Annotated in this window: 20 protein-coding genes; 14 read left to right on the top strand and 6 right to left on the bottom strand. The window is 60.9% G+C overall.

Annotation, left to right across the window (positions count from 1 at the left end; genetic code table 11):
* Positions 1 to 56: 56 nt before the first annotated feature.
* From BB934_RS46635 to repC, 5 genes are all read left to right on the top strand, one after another.
* Positions 57 to 464, top strand: a complete 408-nt coding sequence (locus tag BB934_RS46635) for a hypothetical protein (RefSeq protein WP_157934788.1) — start codon at positions 57 to 59, stop codon at positions 462 to 464.
* A gap of 113 nt (positions 465 to 577) precedes the next feature.
* A complete protein-coding gene (locus BB934_RS46630) occupies positions 578 to 1021 on the top strand; it encodes a nucleotidyltransferase family protein (RefSeq protein ID WP_157934787.1) in 444 nt (147 codons plus the stop codon).
* A gap of 224 nt (positions 1022 to 1245) precedes the next feature.
* Positions 1246 to 2451, top strand: a complete 1206-nt coding sequence (gene repA, locus BB934_RS46625; RefSeq protein ID WP_099516324.1) for a plasmid partitioning protein RepA — start codon at positions 1246 to 1248, stop codon at positions 2449 to 2451.
* Positions 2452 to 2569: 118 nt separating this feature from the next.
* Positions 2570 to 3604: a plasmid partitioning protein RepB gene (repB, locus tag BB934_RS46620; protein ID WP_099516312.1), complete on the top strand. Its 1035-nt coding sequence runs from the start codon at positions 2570 to 2572 to the stop codon at positions 3602 to 3604.
* 192 nt (positions 3605 to 3796) lie between these two features.
* On the top strand, positions 3797 to 5095 hold the full coding sequence (gene repC, locus BB934_RS46615) for a plasmid replication protein RepC (RefSeq protein WP_099516311.1): 1299 nt from the start codon (positions 3797 to 3799) through the stop codon (positions 5093 to 5095).
* Between the two features lie 455 nt (positions 5096 to 5550).
* Here the strand turns inward: repC and BB934_RS50400 are convergent, their stop codons facing one another.
* The 6 genes from BB934_RS50400 to BB934_RS46590 all read right to left on the bottom strand — a co-directional run bounded on the left by BB934_RS50400 (position 5551) and on the right by BB934_RS46590 (position 10498).
* Positions 5551 to 5676 (bottom strand): hypothetical protein, encoded by a 126-nt coding sequence (locus tag BB934_RS50400; RefSeq protein WP_257792405.1) that lies wholly within the window; start codon positions 5674 to 5676, stop codon positions 5551 to 5553.
* 57 nt (positions 5677 to 5733) lie between these two features.
* Complete coding sequence (locus tag BB934_RS50395; RefSeq protein ID WP_099516310.1) at positions 5734 to 6708, bottom strand: hypothetical protein; 975 nt, start codon at positions 6706 to 6708, stop codon at positions 5734 to 5736.
* 45 nt (positions 6709 to 6753) lie between these two features.
* Positions 6754 to 7719, bottom strand: coding sequence for a hypothetical protein (locus BB934_RS46605; protein WP_099516309.1), 966 nt, complete (start codon positions 7717 to 7719; stop codon positions 6754 to 6756).
* Positions 7720 to 8436, bottom strand: a complete 717-nt coding sequence (locus tag BB934_RS46600; protein WP_099516308.1) for a neutral zinc metallopeptidase — start codon at positions 8434 to 8436, stop codon at positions 7720 to 7722. It lies immediately after the preceding gene.
* Positions 8437 to 8445: 9 nt separating this feature from the next.
* Positions 8446 to 9348: an N-acetylmuramoyl-L-alanine amidase gene (locus BB934_RS46595; protein ID WP_157934786.1), complete on the bottom strand. Its 903-nt coding sequence runs from the start codon at positions 9346 to 9348 to the stop codon at positions 8446 to 8448.
* A gap of 466 nt (positions 9349 to 9814) precedes the next feature.
* Positions 9815 to 10498, bottom strand: a complete 684-nt coding sequence (locus tag BB934_RS46590) for a M15 family metallopeptidase (RefSeq protein ID WP_099516306.1) — start codon at positions 10496 to 10498, stop codon at positions 9815 to 9817.
* A gap of 1071 nt (positions 10499 to 11569) precedes the next feature.
* On the opposite strand from BB934_RS46590, the gene BB934_RS46580 reads away from it, so the two are divergent.
* The 9 genes from BB934_RS46580 to BB934_RS46540 all read left to right on the top strand — a co-directional run bounded on the left by BB934_RS46580 (position 11570) and on the right by BB934_RS46540 (position 21615).
* Entirely contained in the window at positions 11570 to 13105 is a 1536-nt protein-coding gene (locus BB934_RS46580; RefSeq protein WP_099516304.1) for a thiol-activated cytolysin family protein, read from the top strand.
* A 1034-nt stretch (positions 13106 to 14139) separates the two neighbouring features.
* Positions 14140 to 14394, top strand: a complete 255-nt coding sequence (locus BB934_RS46575) for a hypothetical protein (RefSeq protein ID WP_157934785.1) — start codon at positions 14140 to 14142, stop codon at positions 14392 to 14394.
* A gap of 107 nt (positions 14395 to 14501) precedes the next feature.
* The gene (locus tag BB934_RS46570; protein ID WP_099516302.1) at positions 14502 to 16718 is read left to right on the top strand and encodes a hypothetical protein; all 2217 of its coding nucleotides are present in this window, start codon (positions 14502 to 14504) and stop codon (positions 16716 to 16718) included.
* 20 nt (positions 16719 to 16738) lie between these two features.
* Positions 16739 to 18229: an alpha/beta hydrolase gene (locus BB934_RS46565; protein WP_099516301.1), complete on the top strand. Its 1491-nt coding sequence runs from the start codon at positions 16739 to 16741 to the stop codon at positions 18227 to 18229.
* 502 nt (positions 18230 to 18731) lie between these two features.
* Positions 18732 to 19124, top strand: coding sequence for a hypothetical protein (locus tag BB934_RS46560; protein WP_157934784.1), 393 nt, complete (start codon positions 18732 to 18734; stop codon positions 19122 to 19124).
* Positions 19121 to 19324 (top strand): hypothetical protein, encoded by a 204-nt coding sequence (locus tag BB934_RS46555; RefSeq protein ID WP_099516299.1) that lies wholly within the window; start codon positions 19121 to 19123, stop codon positions 19322 to 19324. Before BB934_RS46560 ends, BB934_RS46555 begins: the two co-directional genes overlap by 4 nt.
* 34 nt (positions 19325 to 19358) lie before the next feature.
* On the top strand, positions 19359 to 20225 hold the full coding sequence (locus tag BB934_RS46550) for a hypothetical protein (protein WP_099516298.1): 867 nt from the start codon (positions 19359 to 19361) through the stop codon (positions 20223 to 20225).
* Between the two features lie 38 nt (positions 20226 to 20263).
* Positions 20264 to 21049, top strand: a complete 786-nt coding sequence (locus BB934_RS46545) for a hypothetical protein (protein WP_099516297.1) — start codon at positions 20264 to 20266, stop codon at positions 21047 to 21049.
* An 80-nt stretch (positions 21050 to 21129) separates the two neighbouring features.
* On the top strand, positions 21130 to 21615 hold the full coding sequence (locus BB934_RS46540; RefSeq protein WP_099516296.1) for a hypothetical protein: 486 nt from the start codon (positions 21130 to 21132) through the stop codon (positions 21613 to 21615).
* Positions 21616 to 21640: the final 25 nt, after the last annotated feature.

The following is a 21640-nucleotide window of genomic DNA, read 5'->3' as shown; positions in this document are numbered from 1 at the left end:
CGCTTCGCTTCGATAGTTGACAGCGGGGACTTGCTGATCAGCGGCTGTTCCGAGGAATGGCGGCGACCGCCTCCGTTGACACCCATCTACAACACCGTTGCATTCCGCCCTGCCCGCTCCGCCGCCCAGGTCTCAAAGTACACGTCTACCGGAACCTCACCAAAGGTGTCTGGAGCGTCCGCAAGTCGGGTCGCGTGATCGCCCATCGCCCCCTGATTGTCTTGAGGGACTGCAAGATTCGCGTTAGTGAGAGCGGGCGGCAACGCGCGATCCGTGAAGGGCAGCGGAACGTCCACACATGGATCGAGGGCCGCTACTGCGCCGAAGCCATCGCGGGCGAATTGACCCCGATCGGTTACAACCCTTTCCACGCGCCGACGTTCACGCGGCGACCTGGCTTCATCCCTGTCTTCGAGGCACTGGCCGTCGTCTTCGCGGAAGACGGCAGCATACGCCGTCCTTGAGCGGCCCTCTCCTGTCCGTGGGGACCTCCCCATGAAACTGCGGGGGCCGTGCCTTGCCCTGTGTTGAGCATTGCTAGATGATCCTTGGGCCCACGGAGGCGACGACGCGAACCATGACCGACGACCGCGACAAGCCCGACACCGGAAAGACGCTCGGGGAAGCCCTCCGTGAGATGGGCTTCGAGCCGGCCGCCGTGCCGCCCCTGAAAATCCGCTCGGGAGCTCCCGCTACAAGGCGGCTGAAACTCCACCCCCTCCCCGGGACGCTACGGCACGTCCGCGCTACCGTCCTGAACATGAAGGACGACCTTGAGGCGCGGGGCATCGTCCACGTTTGGGTCTATGGCTCGGTGGCGAGGCAGTCCCAACGTGAGGACAGCGACGTTGACCTGATCGTTGAGATCGCGCCCGAAGCCGGAATGACGCACACCGGACTGGCGCGGCTCCAAGCGGACCTGTCCGATGCCTTGCAGCGCAGGGCCGACCTCACGCGGTGGCATTCGCTGAAGGACAGGGCAGGGGAAACCGCGCGGCAGGAAGCCGTCCTGATCTTCTAGCCCATCCGTGGGGACCTCCCCACGGCTCATTGCGCCCTCGATCGGGGACGATGCCCTGCTCTGCGGGTGGCCTCCGAATCGGGTTCTCCCCAGGAGAATAAGGACTTAGCGGAAAACCGACTCGACTCCCGCCGCGAATCTTGACCATTTGTTTACACTCACGGATTTACCAATGCATTCAGGTTATTTCCGTGAGTGAGGTTGGAGCCGTGATCCACGAACAGATCCAGATTGAAGCCGCCGATTCGCAGGGTGGCCCGAGCGTAGAGGTTGGAGAATACGCGGCCATCCTGCGGTCGCAACTCCAGGCGATGACGACGGCGTTCTATCCCCCGACCGCCCACAAGTCCCTGCGGAAGTTTACGAGCGGGGAGGCCGCGAAGATTCTCGGCCTGTCGGACAGCCGTCTTCGGCAGCTATCCATCGAGGGGAACGGCCCACAGCCGGAAATCACGCCGACCGGACGGCGTTTCTATACTCTGTCCGACCTTCACGCCCTGCGGGAATATCTCGACCAGACGACCAAAGCGGGACGGACCTACTCACCCCGCCGTCGCCCGGGCGAAGACCTCCAAGTCATCTCGGTCGTCAATTTTAAGGGAGGCAGCGGCAAAACGACGACCTCCGCGCACCTCGCGCAATACCTTGTCCTCAAGGGCTACCGGGTGCTGGCAATCGACCTCGACCCGCAAGCCAGCCTGTCCGCCCTGCTCGGCATCCAGCCCGAGTTGGAGGTTGGCCCCGGGGAAACCCTTTACGGAGCCATCCGCTACGACGACGAGCAGCGTCCGCTGCGTGATGTGATCCGGCCCACCTATTTCACCGGACTCGACCTGATCGCCGGCAATTTGGAATTGATGGAGTTCGAGCATGAAACTCCAAAAGCCCTCGTTGACCGCGCCCAGCGGGATGCCATGTTCTTCACGCGCGTCGCCCAGGCTCTCGAAACCGTGGCCGACGACTACGACGTGGTAATCATCGACTGCCCGCCGCAGTTGGGCTTCTTGACGCTTTCGGCCCTATGCGCGGCAACCTCCCTCCTCATCACCGTCCATCCCCAAATGTTGGACGTAGCCAGCATGTCGCAATTCCTTACGATGATGGAAGAGTTGCTGGACGTGGTTCGGGAGGCCGGCGGCGCGGTCACGTTCGACAACCTCCGTTTCTTGGTCACCCGATACGAGCCGCAGGACGGCCCACAGACGCGGATTACCGCGATGCTCCGGAACCTCTTCGGGGAAGCGGTGCTGACCTCCGCGATGGTGAAGTCCAGCGCAGTGAGCGATGCCGGCCTGACCAAGCAGACGCTCTATGAAGTCGGGCGCGAGTCCATGAACAGGCAGACCTATGACCGGGCCATCGATTCATTGGATGCTGTCAACGGCGAGATCGAGGCCATGATCCGCAAGTCGTGGGGACGCAAGCCATGAGCGGGTTCCTCACCTCCAAGCCGTGGGGACCTCCCCACGGAATGCCCTCACAAGGTTCGTGGGGACCTCCCCACGCCTCCGACAACCTCCCTACCCTTTCGGCCTCCGGAGTCCTCGCATGAGCCGCAAGTCCGCAGTCGATGCAATCATGATGACGAAGCCCACGGTCCCGGCTCCCGCGATGCCGAAGAAGGCCAGCGCGTCCCCAGCCCCGGCGCAAGCCGCCGATCCGGCCGACAAGAGGCCGACGACGAACAACGGTGCCGTGGGTGCCGTCCGGAAGTCGATGCTCCAACTGGCCGAGAAGGCCCGCGCTGCCGACAACATCGAATCCGGCTCCGCCATCGTGGAGATCGACACCGCGCTGGTGGATGGATCGTTCGTCTCTGACCGGATCACCGATGCAACTGATGCCAGCTTTGCCGCGCTGGTGAAGAGCATCACGGAGGGAGGCCAGCAAGTCCCGATCCTCGTCCGTTTCCATCCTACGGAGAAAGGACGCTATCAGGTCGCGTTCGGACACCGCCGCTTGCGGGCGGCGCACAGCCTCGGGATCAAGGTCCGCGCAATCGTCAAGAACCTCACCGACCAGGAATTGGTCGTGGCCCAAGGCCATGAGAACCAAGCCAGGCGCGATTTATCCTTCATCGAGAAGGCGTTGTTTGCGATGCACCTCGAAGCCCTCGGGTTCGAACGTGCGGTGATGGTCCAGGCCGTGGGGATCGATGACAGCGACCTGACCCGACACCTGAAAGTCGCCCGCAACATTCCCGAGAACATCGTCCGTGCCATCGGCCCCGCACCGAAAGCGGGGAGGGCGCGTTGGCTGTCCCTCATGCAAGCCCTCGGGTCCGACGATGGGCTGGCAGCGGCCGAGAAGGCGATTACGGAACCGTCCTTCAAGAAGAAGGACAGTGACTCGCGGTTTGCCGTCGTCCTCAAGGTGGCGACCCAGCAGGGTTCATGGGGAGCTCCCCATGACGCGAAGCCCATCGTCTGGAAGGGCGACGTGGGGACGGCAACGGTCAAGAGGACGAGCAAAGGCGCCAGTCTGTCACTGGAGTCCGACAATCCGAAGTTCGCGGAGTTCGTCGTTTCGCAGATGAAGGCGAAACTCGATGAGCTTCACGCCGCCTTTCGGGCGCAGGGTTAACCCCCCTGCGTCTGGAGCATCCGATCAACCCGTAGCAAGGAGCTATCGGCAAAAGAAAAAGGCCCCCAAGACAACCGCCCTGGGAACCTCTCTCGTAGTCTCGCACCTCCGAGAATCGCATCCCCAGGAATCTTAGTCAACAGATTTAGCGCCGTTTTGGTGAGCAGATTTCTATTGCCTTGAGAAAAGGCCATGGAACCACATCGCAGCACGTCGCCCGCTGGGCGGCGACCGCTCTCGCTTGCCATGATGGCAGCGCGGGCCGTCGCAGACGCATGTCCGCCTGACACCATCATCAGGAAGTGGACGGTCCTCGATCACCTCCGGGAAGCGAAGAAAGCCGTGGGGGTTTCCGACCGCGCCCTGGCGGTCCTCCACGCACTGCTCACGTTCCATCCCGAGACGACGTTGACGGCAGGGGAGGGGCTGGTCGTCTTCCCCTCGAACTATGCGCTGTCACACCGTGCGAACGGAATGGCGCCGACCACCTTGAGGCGCAACCTCGCGGACTTGGTTGAAGCCGGGTTGATCATCCGGCGGGACAGTCCCAACGGGAAGCGATACGCCCGGAAGGGGGAGGGCGGTCAGATCGAGCAAGCGTTCGGCTTCGATCTCGGGCCGCTCGTCGCGAGGGCAGGGGAGTTCGCGCGTCTGGCGAAGGAAGCCCGCGACCGTGCCAAGGCGCGTCACCTCCTGCGGGAAGAGATCAGCATCCTGCGGCGCGACCTCTCGAAGACGATCACGGCAGCTCTCGCTGAGGGTCTGGACGGCCCCTGGGAGGCCCACAGGGCGGCATTGGAGGCCGCAGGACCGATGCCGGCACGGAATGCCGACTATCCCGCTCTGGAGGCTTACGCGGCCATCCTGCGGCCTCTATGGGCGAATGTGGACAAGTCCCTGCGCGACAACGTGAAAGCGCAAAAAGTGGACACCAATGAGTCCCGATCCGGTCGCCACCATAAGAGTCAGAATCCAGAATCCCTTTTAGAAGAGAAAACGGATTTTCGAAGGAATGATGAAGGGGAGGCTCCGAAGCCACGGCCGGCACCGCCATCCCTGCGGCTAGCCGACTACAAGAGGGCAGCACCATCCGGCCGTGGGGAACTCCCCATGCCGTCTCGGCCCCCGGCTCCGGTTTCCTGCTCCCTCGACCTCGGACTGGTCGTGCGCGTCTGCCCTGACATTGGAGCGTATGCGAGGGGAGGGCAGGGGATCCGGTCATGGCGTGACCTACTGGACGCTGCCGATCTCGCCCGGTCAGCCCTCGGGATCGCTCCCGACGCTTGGAGGGAGGCCCGCGCCGTCATGGGCGACGAGCAAGCCAGCGTCGTGATCGCCGTCATTCTCCAGCGGCACGAAACCATCCGCATCCCAGGAGGGTATCTGCGGGGACTGATCGAACGCGCGAGGGCAGGGCGGTTCACGCTGCGTTCGGTCCTGCTGGCGCTGCTCCGGTCGTCGATGAACGATGACGTGAAACAACACACGTGACGGCTATTCGACTGTTTCCGCATGCAACCGATTAACAGTCAGTTGGCGCTGGTTGGAAGGGGAAATGTAAAGTCCTTACTCGGGTCCGACAGCCGGAAGCCTCTTGCAGGTCTGTGGCCTAATTCGCACCAAGTTCGGGTCGGTTATCTTCCTGATGTCCGCGCGGGCAAAGGCGCGGGATTGCCTACAGGCGTTACCTTTGTCATGGTCTCTACGCAGCGAGGCGCAACAGGTTGCTCGACCAGGTTGCGGAAGACGGAATGCCCGCTCAGGCTCATCGTCGCGGTAGGTACTGGTCACGAGATTGAACACGTTCAGGAGGCGAGACGTATGGGTTGTGCACCACGAATCTTGCCTCCTCGTGCTCCGAGTTCCATTGGTGCTTGACGCCACCGATCAGGAGAAGCTGATGCTCGGATGTCGGCGTTCAGCTCCTCAAGAACGTCGGCAAGTATCTAGTCGAGGCTGTCGAGGGCGCCAATGACCGTCGTCGGGCTTACGCCGCCGCCTCTGTCATTCCCGATCTCGTCTGCGAGGACGGCCTTGAGGGTGGGGCTCGGGTCGAATACGTTCGTGGTCATACCCGGAAATCCGCTTCCGTTGGGAGGGCACATACGGATAGCTCGGTCGGTCAAGGCTCAATCCGAAAGCACCTTGATGATGCCGTCGGGACCCTTCTGGGCACCCTCCATACCTTTCGTTTCGCCGGGGCCGTAGGTGCCTTGCGCGCCGATCCGTTCGACCTTGCTGCTGCACAACTCGCCTGCCGGACCCCCGGGGCCTGGCTGTCCCGCGTTGCCACCGGAGCCACCGGGACCGATCTTCCCCGGTTCGCCTCCGGCGACAGACAGCTCGACGGTTATGAGCCATTCGTGGGCGCCCTTGGATCTCGCCTGGATCACGATCATCCCTCCGCGGCCGCCGTCGCCGCCGCGCCCTCCGAACCCACCCGGCCCTCCCTGCCCGGCCGGACCGCCTCGACCAGGCAAATCGTCGAAGCTCGGCCAGGCCGGCCCGCGTCCGGGATCCGGAGCGCACTTTCCTCCGCGCTGTCCATTGCCACCGGGGCCGCCTATCCCGCCTGGCCCTCCGGTTCCCCCCGTCCCACCGACGTTGCGTATGACGAGCTTGCCCGTCATCGTCGCCGCGGGTCCGAACCGTAGCGTGACCGCCCTGGCATCGAACCCGTCCGCTCCCGGGATTCCCGTTGGACCTCTCTCGCCAGTTCCGCCTGCCATTCCGTCTTCTCGATCGGCGGCATCCGCAGCGGGGTACGGACCAGGGGCACCGAAGTGGGGATGCCCCCGGCGACCCGTTCCGGCTGCGGCGGGCTGCGGCGGCAGGCGGTCGTCAGGGAATGACCGGATGATGAGGGTGCCCTTGATTTCCAGGGATTGCCTGATCTCGAGGTCGAAATCGTAGCCTTGCGTGGTGATGATGGTTCCGTCCTCGAACGAGAGTCCGTCGTACGAGAGCGTGGTGTCTCCCTGGAGGACGTACTCGGCCCTGGGGAGAATCCCATTGCGGCTCGGAGGCCATGAGGGCGGCGGCAGCTCGGCCGCCCTGGCTGCACACAGGCTGGTTACGACCATGAAGATGAGCGATCGCCTCATAGGGCACTTCCCAGCCGATTCAGGAGCAAGTCCCGCGGCACGCCGCTACAGCTTCTTGATCCTTCCATTGGGGCCCTTGTTGGCACCTGACAGTCCGGCCGTCTCGTTCTTCCCCGGCTTGCCGGGCGCGCCCATCCTGTCAGCCTCTTTGCCTTGGCAGTGGTGCGACCCACGTCCGCCGTATCCCGGCTGTCCTGGGTTGCCGCCTTTACCGCCCGGCCCCGGTTGGCCGGGGGTTCCGCCGTCGACCGACATCTCGACAGTCTGGAGCCAATCGAGGATCGTCATGGAACCCGGAGGCGGATTTGCGGGTGCGCTCGTCTGCACCACGATGGTGCCGCCCCTGCCTCCGTCACCGCCGCGTCCTCCTAGCCCACCCGGGCCGCCGTCGCCCCCGTTCCCCCCATTGCCGGGACCGGACGCGCAATCGACGATCCCGTCCTTGCCTCTTCCTCCCTGCTGGCCGTCTCCACCCGGTCCTCCCTGACCGCCCACTCCGCCGATCCCGCCGATCCCGCCGGTGTTGCGGACGATCAGCCTGCCGTCCGCCCTAGCGCCTGGATCGAAGCGCAGCGTGATGAACCCGGCGTCATCCCCCGCGACCCCCGGCTGTCCGGTCTGTCCCGGCATGCCCTGTCCGCCATCGTTGCCCTTGGTAGCGACCGTGGCTCCCTCAGTGTTCGGGCCGCGCTCGTACGAGCGCCCGGGGCCACCCGTGGCAGCTTGCGGGGGAGCGTCCGGCACGTGCGTCGGCGCGAATGACCTGATCACGGTACTCCCCTGAATGATGAGTTCCTGCCGGATTTGCAGATCGAAGTCATTCCCGTTCGTCGTGATAATCGTGCCGTCAGGCACAGTGAGCTTGTCGTAGGAAAGCGTGGTGTCCTCGGAGATGACGAATTCGCCTTTCGGCAAGACGGCGACAGGGCCGCTCGGCCACTTCGGCAGATCGAGGGCGTAGGACGACGTGGAAACGAAAAGAAATGCCAATAGGTATGCCGAGCGCTTCATTCAGGTGCTCCTGAACCATTGGGGGAACAAGTCCTTGAGGACGGCGATGCCGCGCTCAGACGCCTTGTCGGGATCATTGGGGCTCGATAGTCCCCATGTGTATCCGGCAGCCATGATCGCCTGTCTCTGGAGGTTGGTGCCGTGATGGCCGTGCGTGTTGGTCTGGATGTCGCCCAAGGCGAAGAACTGCTCGGCCGCCACGCGGAGATCGCCGACCTGCGTGATCCACCACGCCTGCGGCAATGCCCATCCGCTGAGGAAATCGGCGTGGGTCTCCACCAGGCGCACGGAATCTTTGGCGTCCGCATCCAGCAGCTTTTTGCTGATCCCCTTGCTCATTTGATAGACGTGGGCGAATTCGTGCCCGAACACCCCCGTCAGGGCAGCCCCGAAGTTGCCGTTCGAGACCTGCATGGCCTCCCTGATCGAACCCCTTCCGATCTTTACGTGCGGGCGCCTGAACCCGATGATCGGCGCCTCAGCAAAGGAATTGGGCTTGTCGCCATCATCGAAGAAGCTGAAGTCGGGCAGCCAGTCACCGTCCAATCGATAGATGCGGCTCAGGAACTCAAGGGTCGGCCGGACCCCGTCGTCGACGACTTGATAGCCCGACCTGAAGCGGTCCGGGTTGTCCGCCGCGAGAGCTGAGTGGCGCGGCGCCGCCGCGGCTGCCATGGCGCCGACAAGTGACCGCCTGGTGATTGTCCCTGCGGGCATGGCCCGATCTCATTTCTTGTCGAGCGGTTCGTTGATGATGTCGACCGATGACCTGAGTATGGAACTTATGTTTTTGGCGATGCGGAGAGCGTTCTCGATGAGCGCCTTCTCCTTCTTTTCGCAGGTCAGCTCTCCCACCTCAAGCACTCCCGCGAAGCCCTTGGGAGGAAGCTTCAGGGACTTGAACATGTAATACTTGCTCAGGTTGGTGGTGAAGTTGTCGCCCTGGAACTCGTCGTAGGTCTGTCCCAAGGACGTCGCGAGCGCGAATGCGATGGCATGCATCCCTAGGAGGCTCGAGTTGTCGCTATATCCAAGGCTTGGTCCTGTCGTGCAGCCGGGAGGCGGCGCGCCGTCAGCATGAATGGAAAGGAAGATGTCCGTGTTGAGCGGGCGATCATAGTTGTCGGCGGAGACGACGAGGATGTTCAGCTTCTTGTCCTTGTCTTCCTCAATCAGGTTCTTGGCGACGTTCGCCGTTATGAACGCTGTGATCTGCTGCTCCGTAACCAATTTCCCGCTCGTGCCGAGTTTCACGTCCTTCCCGGGAATTTTCACCCGCAGGTAGTGTCCAGGCTGGAGAACAATGTTGTACTTCGTCGACGGGTCTCCCTTGCTGAGAAGGGGCATCGTGACGGCGGCAGTGATCTCATTCGGCGCTACCACTTTCGCTCCAAAGGAAAATGGTTCCAAGCTGTTCAGGAGACCAGCGGACGCCACTTCCCCGAGCACCTTGTTGGCTTGTTGTTTGAACTCGCCCGTGGTGTCCTTGGCCACGTCCTGGTGCACCTCGTCGTCCGTCGTGTCGAATGGTCCATCATTTACCGTCGCCACTGGAGCCTGGGCGAGGATCGGTGTCGTGAACCTAGCGATTCCAAACAATATGACTGCACCCAAAGCAAAACGCCTCATAAGACGACCTCCCATGGGATGTTGCGCCTGCATCAGCAGATGCGGACGGTGAGGATTTCATCTAAGTTGCGTTGCGTCAATCGGCGTCACCCGTAAGATGTACTCATGCGTATTCGGAGGTATGCTACCGATACGTTCGCCCGTGCATGAATACTGGGCGACTTCCTCCTAGGCTATCTTTGTGGCGAGCAACCTACGCAATCGTGCGCCTGCCATTGCCTCCTTCCGGTACGTGACAATGGCGGTTATCACGCGTCCGAGTAGGAAGTTCGCGAAGTCGAACGGCATGTCAGCGATGTCCTTGAGGTTGCCCGTGACCATCATGTGCCGAGGGTCTCGTATTCCTCGCTTCCCGGTCCAGTCGCGCACCTAATTCCGTACCGCTATGCAATGGGGGAGGGCCAGGGAAGGGATAGAACGCTGGTGTGGACACGGCTTGCGCAGTCAGCATCGCAATACAGTGGCTCTACTTTCCGTTCTCCGAGAAGTGCTGATAGTCCTTGAGGCTCTTCCAGTCGCCTCCCCAGCCCCAATTGCGCCCCTTGAACGCTTTCGTGACCACGCCATCGGATGTGATGATCCCGATCACGTCGGCAGTGCGTTCTCCTGGGGTGTCATACTCCCTGCCAGCAGGTGGGTCGGTATTACCCTTGCTGACCCACGGGTTCTGGATGGGGTTGATGTCGATCGCGGTTCCGAACGCGTGGTTCGAAAGGCGCTTTCCGGCCGTCACGAGGCGGCAATTGAAGGCGCTCGTGTTATTCGCCGCCATCGACTTGCCATCATCGCCACCGTACTTGTCGATGAGCTCCATGCGTTGAATGCGGAAAGCCTTGCTCTCGAATAATTCCGTGAAGACGGACATCACCGTATCGGCAACGCTTTTGGCCACGATCATCTGCCCGAGATTCGGCTGCCCCTCGAAGTTGAGATAGGGCAGCGTGAGCAGGACAAGATCCTTCCTGGCAGGGCACTTCAGGTTGGGGCGCCAGGAACTCCCCTGCATTTTCTGCCACACGGCGTCCGGGATGGGTTCCTGGCGGGCCGTCATCTCCTGGGTGTATGCCACTTGGCACGTCATAGGTTGGACGGCGATCGTGAGGATCGCCGCCAATCTTGGCACCTTTCCGAAGGCACGGACACGGAACATAGCGTTCTCCTGCGGTTTCGCGCAGCGAGCATCCTACTGCCCCCGTCTGAGGCCAGACAAGATATCTACCCTTTAGGGGTGTGTCCTGGGCTGCGAAGCCTGGCGGATGGTAACGGTCGTCACTGTAAAGGGGTGTAGACGAGCTCAGCCATGCCGCCGCCGGTCGCTGTTCATTATGGCAACGAAGCGGCGTCGCATCTGCGGCGGAAGCTCGTGCTCGCGCATAAGGCGCTGGGTCTTCATTCGAAACGCAATCAAGCTGGCCTGCCGCAGGGTCTCTCCCACGCGACGGTAGCTGGATGTCTCGAACTCATCGCAGATGCTGGCCGCATGATACCTCTTAATCCAGACACGGAACAGGTTGCGTTATAGGTCGTGGCGCTTGGCCAGTCAGTGCAGGGTCTAAGGCTCAATGTCCGACAACCATCGGGGGCCAGCGTCCTGAGCGGCGCAAGTCGCCAACGACGCTTCGATGTCGGAACGTGAATGGAGACTCGCACATCGCTTCGGCATTCGCTAGCAAAGACCATGAAGCGGCTTGTAAGTCATGGGCTCGGAAGCAAACTCGCCAGCTTGACGAGGAATCTGTGACAATGAGCGATCAGACTTCCGTCCGAGGTCGGTCCTGCCAATGTGGTACGCATGCCGGCCTTCGGCCCACCAAGCGGTTGGCGTGTGGCCGGACCAGCGCCTGAAAGCTCGGGGCAAAGTGATGGTCTCCGAATCGGTAGCCACCGCGAATTGACTGCACGGCACCTCCGCATTCTCCAGATGTTGTCGGACGATCTCGTTCGTGATCGCACAGTAGCCCATACCGCCGCTTGCAAAGCGGCGGCTAAAGATGGGGCGGTGCATTGTGGGCAGATCGGCAATCTTCTTCGACGATAGGACTGATTCAGAAGGAGCAGGCGTTGGAGCTATAATGAAAAATTGATCATAATAGGAGCGCGATGACCGTCCTGTTATTGCGTAGATAATTTGACAAAAATCCATAATAGTGGCACTTTGTTGCAAGTAGCCGACAAGAATTATCTGAATAGCGTCACGCCGTTTTGCATGGGAGTGACTTAGATGTCAGGCGAACCTTCCCTACACCCGATGGCCAAAGAAGCCACAAAAATATCTGGAGGGAGCAACCGAGATCAGATCACGGCGTATTTTAACGCCTTACCCGCCTGGCATCCACCAGCTCCCCCTGAAAGAGTGGCAGGCCCTCCGGGCACACCAGTAGATGAATTCACCGAGCAGGGTACGATGTCCTGCACGACGACCCCATACAGTCTGACGACAAATCCCGATAAGATAGTTACATTCGCGCCGGATGTGGCCGCGACATGGCCAGGGGCACTGATGCAAGGCGCGGGTCTCTCCCTTGGGCTCGGATCCTTTCGAGAGCTGCCCATAAAGAAGCGTGCTCCGATCCACCTGTCCGTCGATCTCCTGGCTAGCCCAAACACGAAAACGGTCGTCAATCCGAGCGCTTCAACGATCAGAAGCGCCATCTCCGACTTGATCGTGCCGCTTCAAGGGAAGGAGGATTTCGGCGGATCGATCGCATTCAGCATGAGCGAGACCTTTTCGTTGGAACAGTCACTCCTGGAAGTAGGCCTGTCGGCAAAATATGCCGGGTCCGAATTCAAGGCGAAGCATCGAGCCCAGACTTCCCGTGAGAAACGAGTGTTGACGGCGTCCCTGATACAGAAGTGCTTCACAATTTACATCGACACCCCGCAGACCCCCGGCGCCCTCTTCTCAGACGACTTTACGTTGGAGGACTTGGCCGAACAGGAAGCGTTGGGGCGCCTCGGCAAGGACAACCTGCCTGCGCTGCTCAGCAGCGTCACTTACGGCCGGATGCTGTACGTCACCATTTCATCCAGCAAGAGCTTCGACGAGGTGAAGAGTGCCCTCTCGGCATCCTACGGCGCGGGGAAAACAGGTGCTAAAGCCGAATACGACGCGGAATCCAGGAAGACCCTCAACGAGTCGGAGATGAGGATCACCGGGACGGGAATCGAGGAAGAGAACGCCAAGGCGCTCATCCTGAGCGGGAATGTGGCGGACTACTTCAGCAATGACATGGATATCAGGTCGGTTGTCCCGATATCCTTCCTGTTCCTCAACATACGGGATCTGTCCATCGCCGCCATCGCGGACACAGCCCACTACAACATCACTGTCTGCGTGCCCAAACGCGTCGACAAGCCCAGCGATGGGATTGCTCAACGCGCGGCTTCCTTGGAATCGAGACTACAGCAATTCCGCGATAGCTGGGTAAACGCTGCTGGCAACTCAAGTGATTTCAATGGAAGGCGAGAACACAAGTCGCAAGGTCACGCGCATCATGCGGCCATCAGCGAAAACATCGAATGGCTGCGTACACATGCCAAGGAGTTGGCTCCCGACGACAGGGTGTGGCTGTTGGATTGGATGCCAGGCATCCAGGCCACGATAGAACGGCAGTGGAATGAATTTCGCGTTGGCTACGAAACCAACACCAGCGATAAAGGTACTCAGGCCATTTGCCTGAATGCCATGGATCTTTTGGATTCACAGAGGTCACAGGCAGTTGCGGCCAGAAATGCCATCGCCGATAGGACTACGTGATTTATCGCGAATGCCTACTTCAGGTCGCCTCAACAGGCACGAAGGCAGGCAGCGTAACCCTAGTCTATGGTCGAGGGCGTATATGGTTTCAAATGGAGAATAATACTCGATCTGCTTGTAGCGATTCGGTGGTGTCTACGCCCGAATGATTTGAGCATCGTACTAATCAGGCAGCCGACCTATGAAAATCCCCTTGGAGGACGTCCTCGCGAGGGGTTTCGTGTTTCCGGAACGAACCTGTGTGGATCAGGCGACCTTCGCCTCGACCTCGTCTCCCTCGTCCGCTGCGACACGGCCAGCTTTCGCAGGGCGCGGGGACTTGGCGAGGTTCGACTGAACGAGCGCCATGGCCGCAGTCTGGGTAGTGTCCCTAGCGGTCACGACTGCCTACACGATCAGAGAGGGGGCGTGATAGGAAAGCCTTTCTCGGGCGAGCGGCGTCCCTGCCGCTCATGACGAAGCTCTAAACTGCGTTTTCCTGTTCCCCAACGATCCGAAGGGATCAAAGGCATCCGCAGGCCCTTCGCCCGATACCCCCAATGGCTAAGCCAGTTTCCATCAATGGCGTTCAGTGACAGAATGGCTGGGCCACGGAGGGATCCATGAACAAGGGTGCCACGGACGATGGCTTAGTGGAGGACTGGGGCTCTTCAGCGCCGGTCTCCCAACCCACGACCATCCCTGTCGAGCCGCCTGGTGGATCGACAGGTCACGGCGGGAACCCCGGTCCGGCCTCCAATCCCGCGCCTCAACCTACGGATGAGCCCAGTGGAACGGAAGAGGAGGACTGGGGGGCTTCAGGGCCCGTCTTCCAACCCATTACAGTCCCGGTTGACTAGCCAAAGGGAGCAGCGATTTCGCATGTGTAGGCACCCGATCAGCATGTCTGTTTACGGGGGAAGGCCTGGAACAGGGGGGGGCCGGATAACGTTGTCGGACCATCCAAATGCCGCTCTTTTGCCATAGGATCGATGGCAATTTGATGGTACGATTTCGGACCTGATCAACCGGAGCTGTAATCGCAGGAGTGCAGGATGCCAAAGGTTACGATGTTGCTCAGCGACACCGATGCGCGCAATGCCTCTCAGATCAAGGAATCCACAGATGCCCGCAGCAAGGCTCACGCCCTGAGCATCGCGCTGGCGCTAACCCGGTTCGTCGTCGAGCAGATCATGAAGGGCAACGAGCTGCTGGTCCGCAACAAGGACGGAAAGCTCGAACGCGTCATTATGCCGGAGCTGGAGAATATCAGGAACCAAGAAGGACGCGTTCAGCACTCGTCAGGTTGAGCCTGCAAGAGCGTAATAACGGACGACCCAGGATGCAGGGACATCACGAAGCGTACCAGGGCCGTCCGTGACCGACTTGCCATGCTTCTCAAGGGAGTCGTCCGGTCATGGTTGGGGAGTCGCTCGGACCTATCGAGGACTGGGGTGCAGCACCGGGATCAGAAGCGAATGATGCCAGCCTTGTCGATTGGGGTGAGTCCGTGCCGGTCGGCACACCGATCACCATCGATTTCGTTCCAGAAGAAGCGACGGAAGCCAGAGATTGGTATGCGCCTAAATGGTTCAGGTCAAACCTGTCGGCGATTGAAGGTTTCATCGTCCATCAGTGCTATAAACTCTTAAGCAAGTCGTTTGACTGGCCGTCGGGCATGCGCTTCCCTATTCCTGGCACATTGCACAGGCACGAAATTGGCTGGCCCGATCTGCGCACCGACAAGGTCTCCCCACCGCCGACAATTCCAGAGACTTCCGCGTCGCCTCCTACTCCCCGATCCGAGCAGCGCATCTCGATCTGGCTCGATGGCCAGTCCTCTGACGCGCCTCCGCTCCTCCAGGTCGGCGAGAGCTACACATTGAACTTCAAGGTCGGCTCTGCGGTAGCGGTCAGCTTGGTGAGGGGCGAACTGACCTTCATTCCCAAGGAGGATCTACCCGAGGATGGACTTCTAACTGAATGGGAGGTCGTGACCGCCGATGCGGAGCTGTCGGCTCCCTCGGAAGAGGTCAGAGTAGAGAAGAAGGTGCTGAACGGCCAGGATCTCTGGGTCGCGCGGTTCTCCCTTCTCGTCCATCCGGTCGGCGAGAGCGACATCCGCCGGATCGGCCTAGTCCCGCTGTCGCGCCCAAGCCCAAGGATCGACGTCATCATCTACCGGGGCAAGGAGGTATATCGTGAGTTGACATTGCAGCTCCCGGTCTCGATTGACGCTCCCGCCATAGAACCCATCCTGCCCCTCGAACCCGTCGAAGAGGTTGTGCACGCACCCCTGACCCAGACCGCTCTCAAGCCGGCGCACGAATGGACGACCCCGCCCGGTAAGCTCACGGTCACCGTCACAGGGGACCGGGCATCGGTCTTCGGGGATGGGACGGAACCTGGAATGACCGACCCTTGGGATATCGTACCGTGGAACGTCACCCAGGCGGAAATCGACGGCATCGTCATGAACGTGCGGAAGGCCGCGGACAAGCTCCGGGGGAAATGGGACAAGTATCTCAATGCGATCGATCCGGATGACTTGACTGACAGATTGAGGAACTGGACCCCGCAATATAACTGGGGATCGATCGAGGGTCTCTGCGACGACATCCACAAGGACATGTGGGCGCAGGTTGAGGTCAGTGACGAGCTCTTCGAACTCGCCTATCACGGGCGATACCTGTTCGATGTCATATTCCGGGAAGACGATTCGCAACTCCATGAATGGATAACCAGCCTGGCCAAGGGAACCAGGCTCAACCTCATGTGGACCCAACGGACGGGACAGGCCTTCTGGCCTCACGTTCCATGGGGTCTCATGTACCTTCACAAGCTACCGAAAAGAGGGAGCCCCATCGATCCTATGGGGTTTCTCGGCCTGCGCTTCCGGATCGGGTACATGAAGCACGCAGGTAAGCCCAAGGGAAAGCGCTTCTCGAAGGCCTTGGGCGGCTTTGCCGATACCCATAAGGTTCATTTCCTGTATTGGGGAAACGACCCGAACGATCCCGTGGCGAAAGAGGCGAAACAGCAGCGCAGGGACTGGCACGCTTGGCCGAAACAGGTGTTCGTGCCGGGCGATCCATCGGCAACGACGACCGAAGCCAGGGCCGCCATGCTCGACCAGTTGCTCGAGCCGAAGCCAAGCCCGACCTCGATGCTCTATATCTACTGTCACTGCGAAACGGGAGCCGGCAATGACCCCGGACTCGTTTTCGGAGAATCGGCCACGGATGAGGACCGGATCGACAGCGCGGATCTTGCCAGGACCACACCTCTTGCGGATCGGCCGTTCGTGTTTGCGAATGCGTGCTCAACTTCGGCATCGGATACCTACATCGCGAACATGTTGGAGGAGACCTTCTTTCATCGCGAGTGCCGCGGATTCCTCGGGTCCGAGACGAAGGTTCCCATCGCCTTCGCGAGCCGATTTGCCAGCATCTTCTTTCACTTCTTCTACCCTGCCGGCCAGGGCGTTGCGATCCCAGCGGGTGAGGCAGTCGCACAGACCCGGCTGTTCCTCTGGAACAACTACAGGAACATCGGCGGACTGCTCTACACCTACATCAACGAATACGAGCTATTCATGGCGGACGAGCAGAACCTGCCGGGCTTGCGGCAGTGACTGTAAGGGAGGAAGCGGCGATGGGCGATGATTTCGGTGAGAGGTTCCTCAAGTCAGACACCAGGGAACGGCTTCGTATCGCACGGGATCCCGATCAGCAGGACAATCTCCGCACACTGCTCGGAAATAATGCATTCGAGGACTACAAACGATTGGCTGGTAAGGTAGATGAAGGCCAACATCTGGGCCCAGGTGACCGAACCAACGTCATCTTCGTCCCGGGCGTGATGGGCAGCCTGCTCCAGAGCAACAGCCGCGGAGGCATGTGGTGGATCGATGCCCGGACCCGTGACCGTATTGACAATCTGAAGCTGTCTCCGGACGGAACGACCGACGTGGATCCGGAGGATGACGTAGGCCCCGCTACGAGCGATCCATCCTACGATCCGTTCCTCGTGGCCCTCATGAAGGAACCCGGCCTCGGCCATACGATCTTCCCTTACGATTGGCGCAAGTCGCTCCGGCTGAGCGCAGAGCGACTGAAGAATCAGATACTCGACACTTACGCCAAGAACGGCGGGAAAGAGGTTCACGTCGTCGCCCACAGCATGGGCGGCCTCATGACCCGCGCCATGCTGATGGAATACGGCAGCGAGGTGTTGCCGCACATAGGCAAGATCGTCTTCATCGCCACGCCTCATTTCGGCTCGCCAGCCATCGCTGGCTATCTCAAGAACCACATGTGGGGACACGACATGATGGTCCTGCTCGGCCGATATCTCAGCAGGCCGACCTTTCGCTCCCTGTACGGGGTCCTCGGCATGCTTCCGGCCCCGCGGGGTATCTATCCAGGCACGCGCACTAACGATCCGAAGCCCTGGGTTCCGGATCAGGACGATGCCGATGCCGAGCGCTACCTCCATCCCTGCGCCAACTTCGATCTCTACCAAGCGGACGAGTGGAGGCTCGATCTTAAGCCGGACGAGAAGGAGAACTTGCAGAGGGTCCTCGATGACGCAAAACGCTTTCATCAGGAGATGATCGACGCTCACCTCCGCCTCACTCCGGACGAACGCCGCAAGATGCTGGTGATCGCAGGGGTCGGCTACCAAAGCCTGTTCCGTTTCCAGTACGAAGTCGGGATCTTCGGGGAGAAAGCCGGAAAGGTAACGGCACGGGTCAAGGGCAATGTTCACCGGGAGGGTGATGGGCGCGTTCCGGTTGCTTCCGCAGCGCTCGACAAGGTGGACATCCGGTTCGCAAAGGGCGAGCACGGTAGCATGCCCAACATTCCGGCAGTCTACAGGGAGGTGTTCCGCTTCCTGAAGGGTGAGCCCCTAGAACTGCCGAAGGACATGAACGAGGCGATGAGCGGACATCTCGCGCCCGGCGGAAAAAGCGACGCACCGCACCTGGACGGTTCGGACCGATCGGTCCCCGTGACAGATGTCGACGATCTCGATCCCGGTTACTTGCAGCCGGAGCCCGCCGACGATGCCCGGCTGTCCATCCTCGAGGATGAACTAGCTTCCGGTCAGAGACCCGAGTTCGCCCGGCTGCGAATCCTGTGATTCTGACACTCACCTGTCCAAGGGATGTCGCTTACGGCTTCGCGCTTTGAGGGATAGTTTCTGGCCTGATCGTCTGGGGCGAGTTGCCGAACGCTCTGGCCCTCGCCGGAACTGCCTGATCGCCGGGAGAGGCATCGCCACCGTCGTGCGCGACTAGCGACGTGGCCGCGAGGAAATTGCCCCACCTTTGCGCTATAAGCACAGGTGGCTGATTGTTTCAGGGCCTCTTCAACGATCCGTTGATCCTCGACCAAGACCACACCGCAGACATGGCTCCTAGCCGCCGATGCCTCGCAACTTTCCATGATCGGAATCGGGGAAATTTGCTGTTGTCAGAAAACTTATCCGATGCTCGTCTTCGCTACCGAATCCGCAGCCTCTTCACGGATGCGGAAAGAGGATTCACCCTGAAAGGGCGGACGCTTTTTTCGCCGGCGATTGCGCCATGCGTGAGCATATGTGCGAATATAACAGGATAAACGACCACAAAGGGCGGGGGATCATGGCGAAGAGAGGGAAGATCGAGGTTGAGAACACGCCCACGCTTGCGTCGGCGTTCCTTGCGCGTGTGAACGAGCCGAGGAAGCAAACGACGCTCCACGCCAAGCAATTGCTGGCGCAGCCCGAGTTCGTGAAGGGCATCCTCCGGGCGAAGGAGCTTGGCGACACGCTCGATAAGATCGCGGACGACCTGATCGGGTCAGGCATCGAGATCAAGCGCAGCACGGCAAAAGCCTACATCAGCCAGATCGTTGCAGGGACAGGAAGAACAACCCGGCTCCTGGGGGCTTGGGAGCGGCTTCGAGGCCCCCTGCCAAGCGAACGGAAAAGCCCACGACGGAACGCGTCACGAAAGCGCGTGAGACGAAGGCTCCAGTCACGGAAACGACCGTGACGGAAACGAAGCCGACGGCCTCGATCGAGAAAGACGTGACTCCTGCCCCGGCGACGGTGGCGGTCACTCAGGTTTCAGAAGGAACCCCGGCACTGCCCGAAGGACGACCAGAAGGAACGTCCGAAGGGATCGGCGCGGAGCCGAAGGCGAAGGCGCAAGTGGTCGAACACGGCCCAGCCTTTGGCCTGGACGACCTCTGAACCTGACGACGACAGACGAAAGGAGTTACCGAGCATGGCAACCAAGAACGCACTCCAGATCGAAGCTCCGGCCGAGGATGTGAACGCCGACGTGAAGCACTTCGGCGCGACCGAATCCGACAAGGGCGGCGCGGGCAAGTCGATCATCAACCGCGTCCACGGCGAGGTCCTGCGCCTCCGTGGCATCAAGACCCATCTCTACGATGGGGACGCTGGCACGCAAACCCTGCTCACGCAGTTGGGAACCCGCGACGAGAAGGGGAGGATTGCCCCCAAGCAGGAAGCGTCCGAAGGCGTGGATTTCTACGACATTACGGACGTGAACCAGCGCACCCGCTTCCTCGATTCCACCGAGGACGACGCGAGGGTCATCCTGCACGATCACCCGGGCGGAGCATACGCCGCGCTGGCGCGCATCATCGACAGCGGCGACCGCGACGCGCAGAACAACATGGACCTTTCGGGCATTGCCGACGTGCTGCGTTCGGCTCCGGTCAGTCCTTTCTTCTTCCATGCCTTGACCCATGAGGAACCCAGCACGGCTTCCGTGAATCGCTACATCAAGGCGTTCGAAGGCCCGCACTTCCGGCACGTCGTCTTCATTAACAAGCAGTGGGGCAAGCTGCCCGGAAACTTTCCGTTTTGGTTTGGTTTCCGCGACCACGAAGGGAACACGGTCGGCGGCAAGACCCGCGAGAGGCTGTTGGCTAGCGGCGGTATCGAACTCTGGTGGCCCGTCCTCCAGTCGGAATGCGCCGCCAAGGTCAGCTTCTACAAGATCCCGTTCCATCAGGCCGGCAACGACAAGCGTCTGTCGGTGACGGAGCGCGGCCAGGCGAAGAAGTTCTGGGAGGAAGCCAGCGCCGTCGTGGACGAATCCTTGAAGTATCTCGGCCTCTGACGGGGCCAGGGTATCTCGCATAAGAAAGGAGGGGGAGCATGGGGGACTTCGAGCAAGCCAAGCGCATCAAGGCGATCCAGGATTTCTTCGGGCTCTCCCCCGAACGTGCCAACAAGGTGCTGGCGTTCGCGGCGGCGCAAGGAATCAACGTAGACGACATTTACGCGATCTCCCTCTTTATGAATGAGGGTATCATCCAGGTCGCGGACGATCTCCCGAAGAAACTCGATGTCCAAGGGAAGCGCAACGCCGCGCTCGTCGCCAAGACCATTGATGACAAGCTGGCGGCTCTGCCGATCACGATCACGGAACGCCTGGAGGGCGCGGGTCCGCTGCTTGCGAAATCCGTTGAGAAGGCCATCGAGAAGGCCGACAAGCGCGAATACCGGATGGACCAGCGCAAGATGACGGGCCTCATCGGAGGATTCGCGCTCGGTGGCGTGATGCTGGCCGTCGTGTCCGCATTCGGCGGCTACTCGGTGCATGACGGCCACGCGATTGCGAGGACGGCCAGGGCGCAGATGCTGGCGGATGCTCCCGGAGCCGATACCCTCATTGCCCTCGGGCAAATCAACGACATGGACCGGACCATCAGGCAGCAATGCACGTCCGAGACGATCACGGTCGAGAACGGTCAGCGGACTTGCACGGTCGAGGTCGCGCTCGATGCCCCGGCCGTCCCAGGGAAGGGCGGTGCCGTCTCATTCTCCCTGATGCAGTGGCTCGAGATGGTGCCGATCCAGCGGCTGTTCCTGTTCGGATTGATCGGGCTCGTTGTGGCTTTCATGGCTGGCCGATTCTCTCCAAGGAAGCCCCGCTACTGACCGGAAGGTGGGCGCGGTGGGGAATAGGAAAGCAGAGTCAGTCCCGGGCGGGACGGCGACGAGCAAGGGGGAACGGACACATGAGCAACAATCCGATGGCATCAATGGAAGGTGCGATCACGTCAGCGATGGCAATGACGGGATTGAGCGCGCTGGCTTCGGCCGGCAATGGCGGCGGTGATTACGGCGATGCCGTTGTGAGCCTGGCCGAACACAACGCGACGGTCGCCAAGGCCAACGACAAGATCGCGTATCTCCAAAAGCTTCTCAAGTCGGTGTCGAGCGTCGCCAGGAACAAGATCAACGAGTCCGAAAAGCTGCGTTCGCTGCTGGCCGACAAGGAGGATTTCGCGGACTTCCTCGAAAGCCGGGTCAACTCCCTCAAGGTCGAGAACATGCTTCTCAAGAGCAAGGTGAACAAGCTGGAGCAGAAGGTAGCCCAGGACATTGCCGGGCCCGAACTGGTATCCCCGCTTCCGTCCTCGCATAACCCGTCCCCTGCCGATCCGTTCGCCCGCAAGATTGAACGTCGGGCACCTTCCAGGTCGTCGGCACCGCGTCACTGACTGGGCCACGTCGCAAAAGCGAAAG

This window comes from Microvirga ossetica (genome assembly GCF_002741015.1).
In the GTDB taxonomy this organism is placed as follows: Bacteria; Pseudomonadota; Alphaproteobacteria; order Rhizobiales; family Beijerinckiaceae; genus Microvirga; species Microvirga ossetica.
The sequence above is the reverse complement of the archived record's forward strand: the minus strand, read 5'-3'. Positions and strand labels throughout refer to the sequence as shown.

Bases quoted from the DNA above. Each gene is read 5' to 3' on its own strand.
- BB934_RS46635 (WP_157934788.1), top strand. From the start codon at position 57: ATGGCGGCGACCGCCTCCGTTGACACCCATCTACAACACCGTTGCATT.
- BB934_RS46630 (WP_157934787.1), top strand. From the start codon at position 578: ATGACCGACGACCGCGACAAGCCCGACACCGGAAAGACGCTCGGGGAA.
- repB (WP_099516312.1), top strand. From the start codon at position 2,570: ATGAGCCGCAAGTCCGCAGTCGATGCAATCATGATGACGAAGCCCACG.
- repC (WP_099516311.1), top strand. From the start codon at position 3,797: ATGGAACCACATCGCAGCACGTCGCCCGCTGGGCGGCGACCGCTCTCG.
- BB934_RS50400 (WP_257792405.1), bottom strand. From the start codon at position 5,676: ATGACCACGAACGTATTCGACCCGAGCCCCACCCTCAAGGCCGTCCTC.
- BB934_RS50395 (WP_099516310.1), bottom strand. From the start codon at position 6,708: ATGAGGCGATCGCTCATCTTCATGGTCGTAACCAGCCTGTGTGCAGCC.
- BB934_RS46605 (WP_099516309.1), bottom strand. From the start codon at position 7,719: ATGAAGCGCTCGGCATACCTATTGGCATTTCTTTTCGTTTCCACGTCG.
- BB934_RS46600 (WP_099516308.1), bottom strand. From the start codon at position 8,436: ATGCCCGCAGGGACAATCACCAGGCGGTCACTTGTCGGCGCCATGGCA.
- BB934_RS46595 (WP_157934786.1), bottom strand. From the start codon at position 9,348: ATGAGGCGTTTTGCTTTGGGTGCAGTCATATTGTTTGGAATCGCTAGG.
- BB934_RS46590 (WP_099516306.1), bottom strand. From the start codon at position 10,498: ATGTTCCGTGTCCGTGCCTTCGGAAAGGTGCCAAGATTGGCGGCGATC.
- BB934_RS46580 (WP_099516304.1), top strand. From the start codon at position 11,570: ATGTCAGGCGAACCTTCCCTACACCCGATGGCCAAAGAAGCCACAAAA.
- BB934_RS46575 (WP_157934785.1), top strand. From the start codon at position 14,140: ATGCCAAAGGTTACGATGTTGCTCAGCGACACCGATGCGCGCAATGCC.
- BB934_RS46570 (WP_099516302.1), top strand. From the start codon at position 14,502: ATGGTTGGGGAGTCGCTCGGACCTATCGAGGACTGGGGTGCAGCACCG.
- BB934_RS46565 (WP_099516301.1), top strand. From the start codon at position 16,739: ATGGGCGATGATTTCGGTGAGAGGTTCCTCAAGTCAGACACCAGGGAA.
- BB934_RS46560 (WP_157934784.1), top strand. From the start codon at position 18,732: ATGGCGAAGAGAGGGAAGATCGAGGTTGAGAACACGCCCACGCTTGCG.
- BB934_RS46550 (WP_099516298.1), top strand. From the start codon at position 19,359: ATGGCAACCAAGAACGCACTCCAGATCGAAGCTCCGGCCGAGGATGTG.
- BB934_RS46545 (WP_099516297.1), top strand. From the start codon at position 20,264: ATGGGGGACTTCGAGCAAGCCAAGCGCATCAAGGCGATCCAGGATTTC.
- BB934_RS46540 (WP_099516296.1), top strand. From the start codon at position 21,130: ATGAGCAACAATCCGATGGCATCAATGGAAGGTGCGATCACGTCAGCG.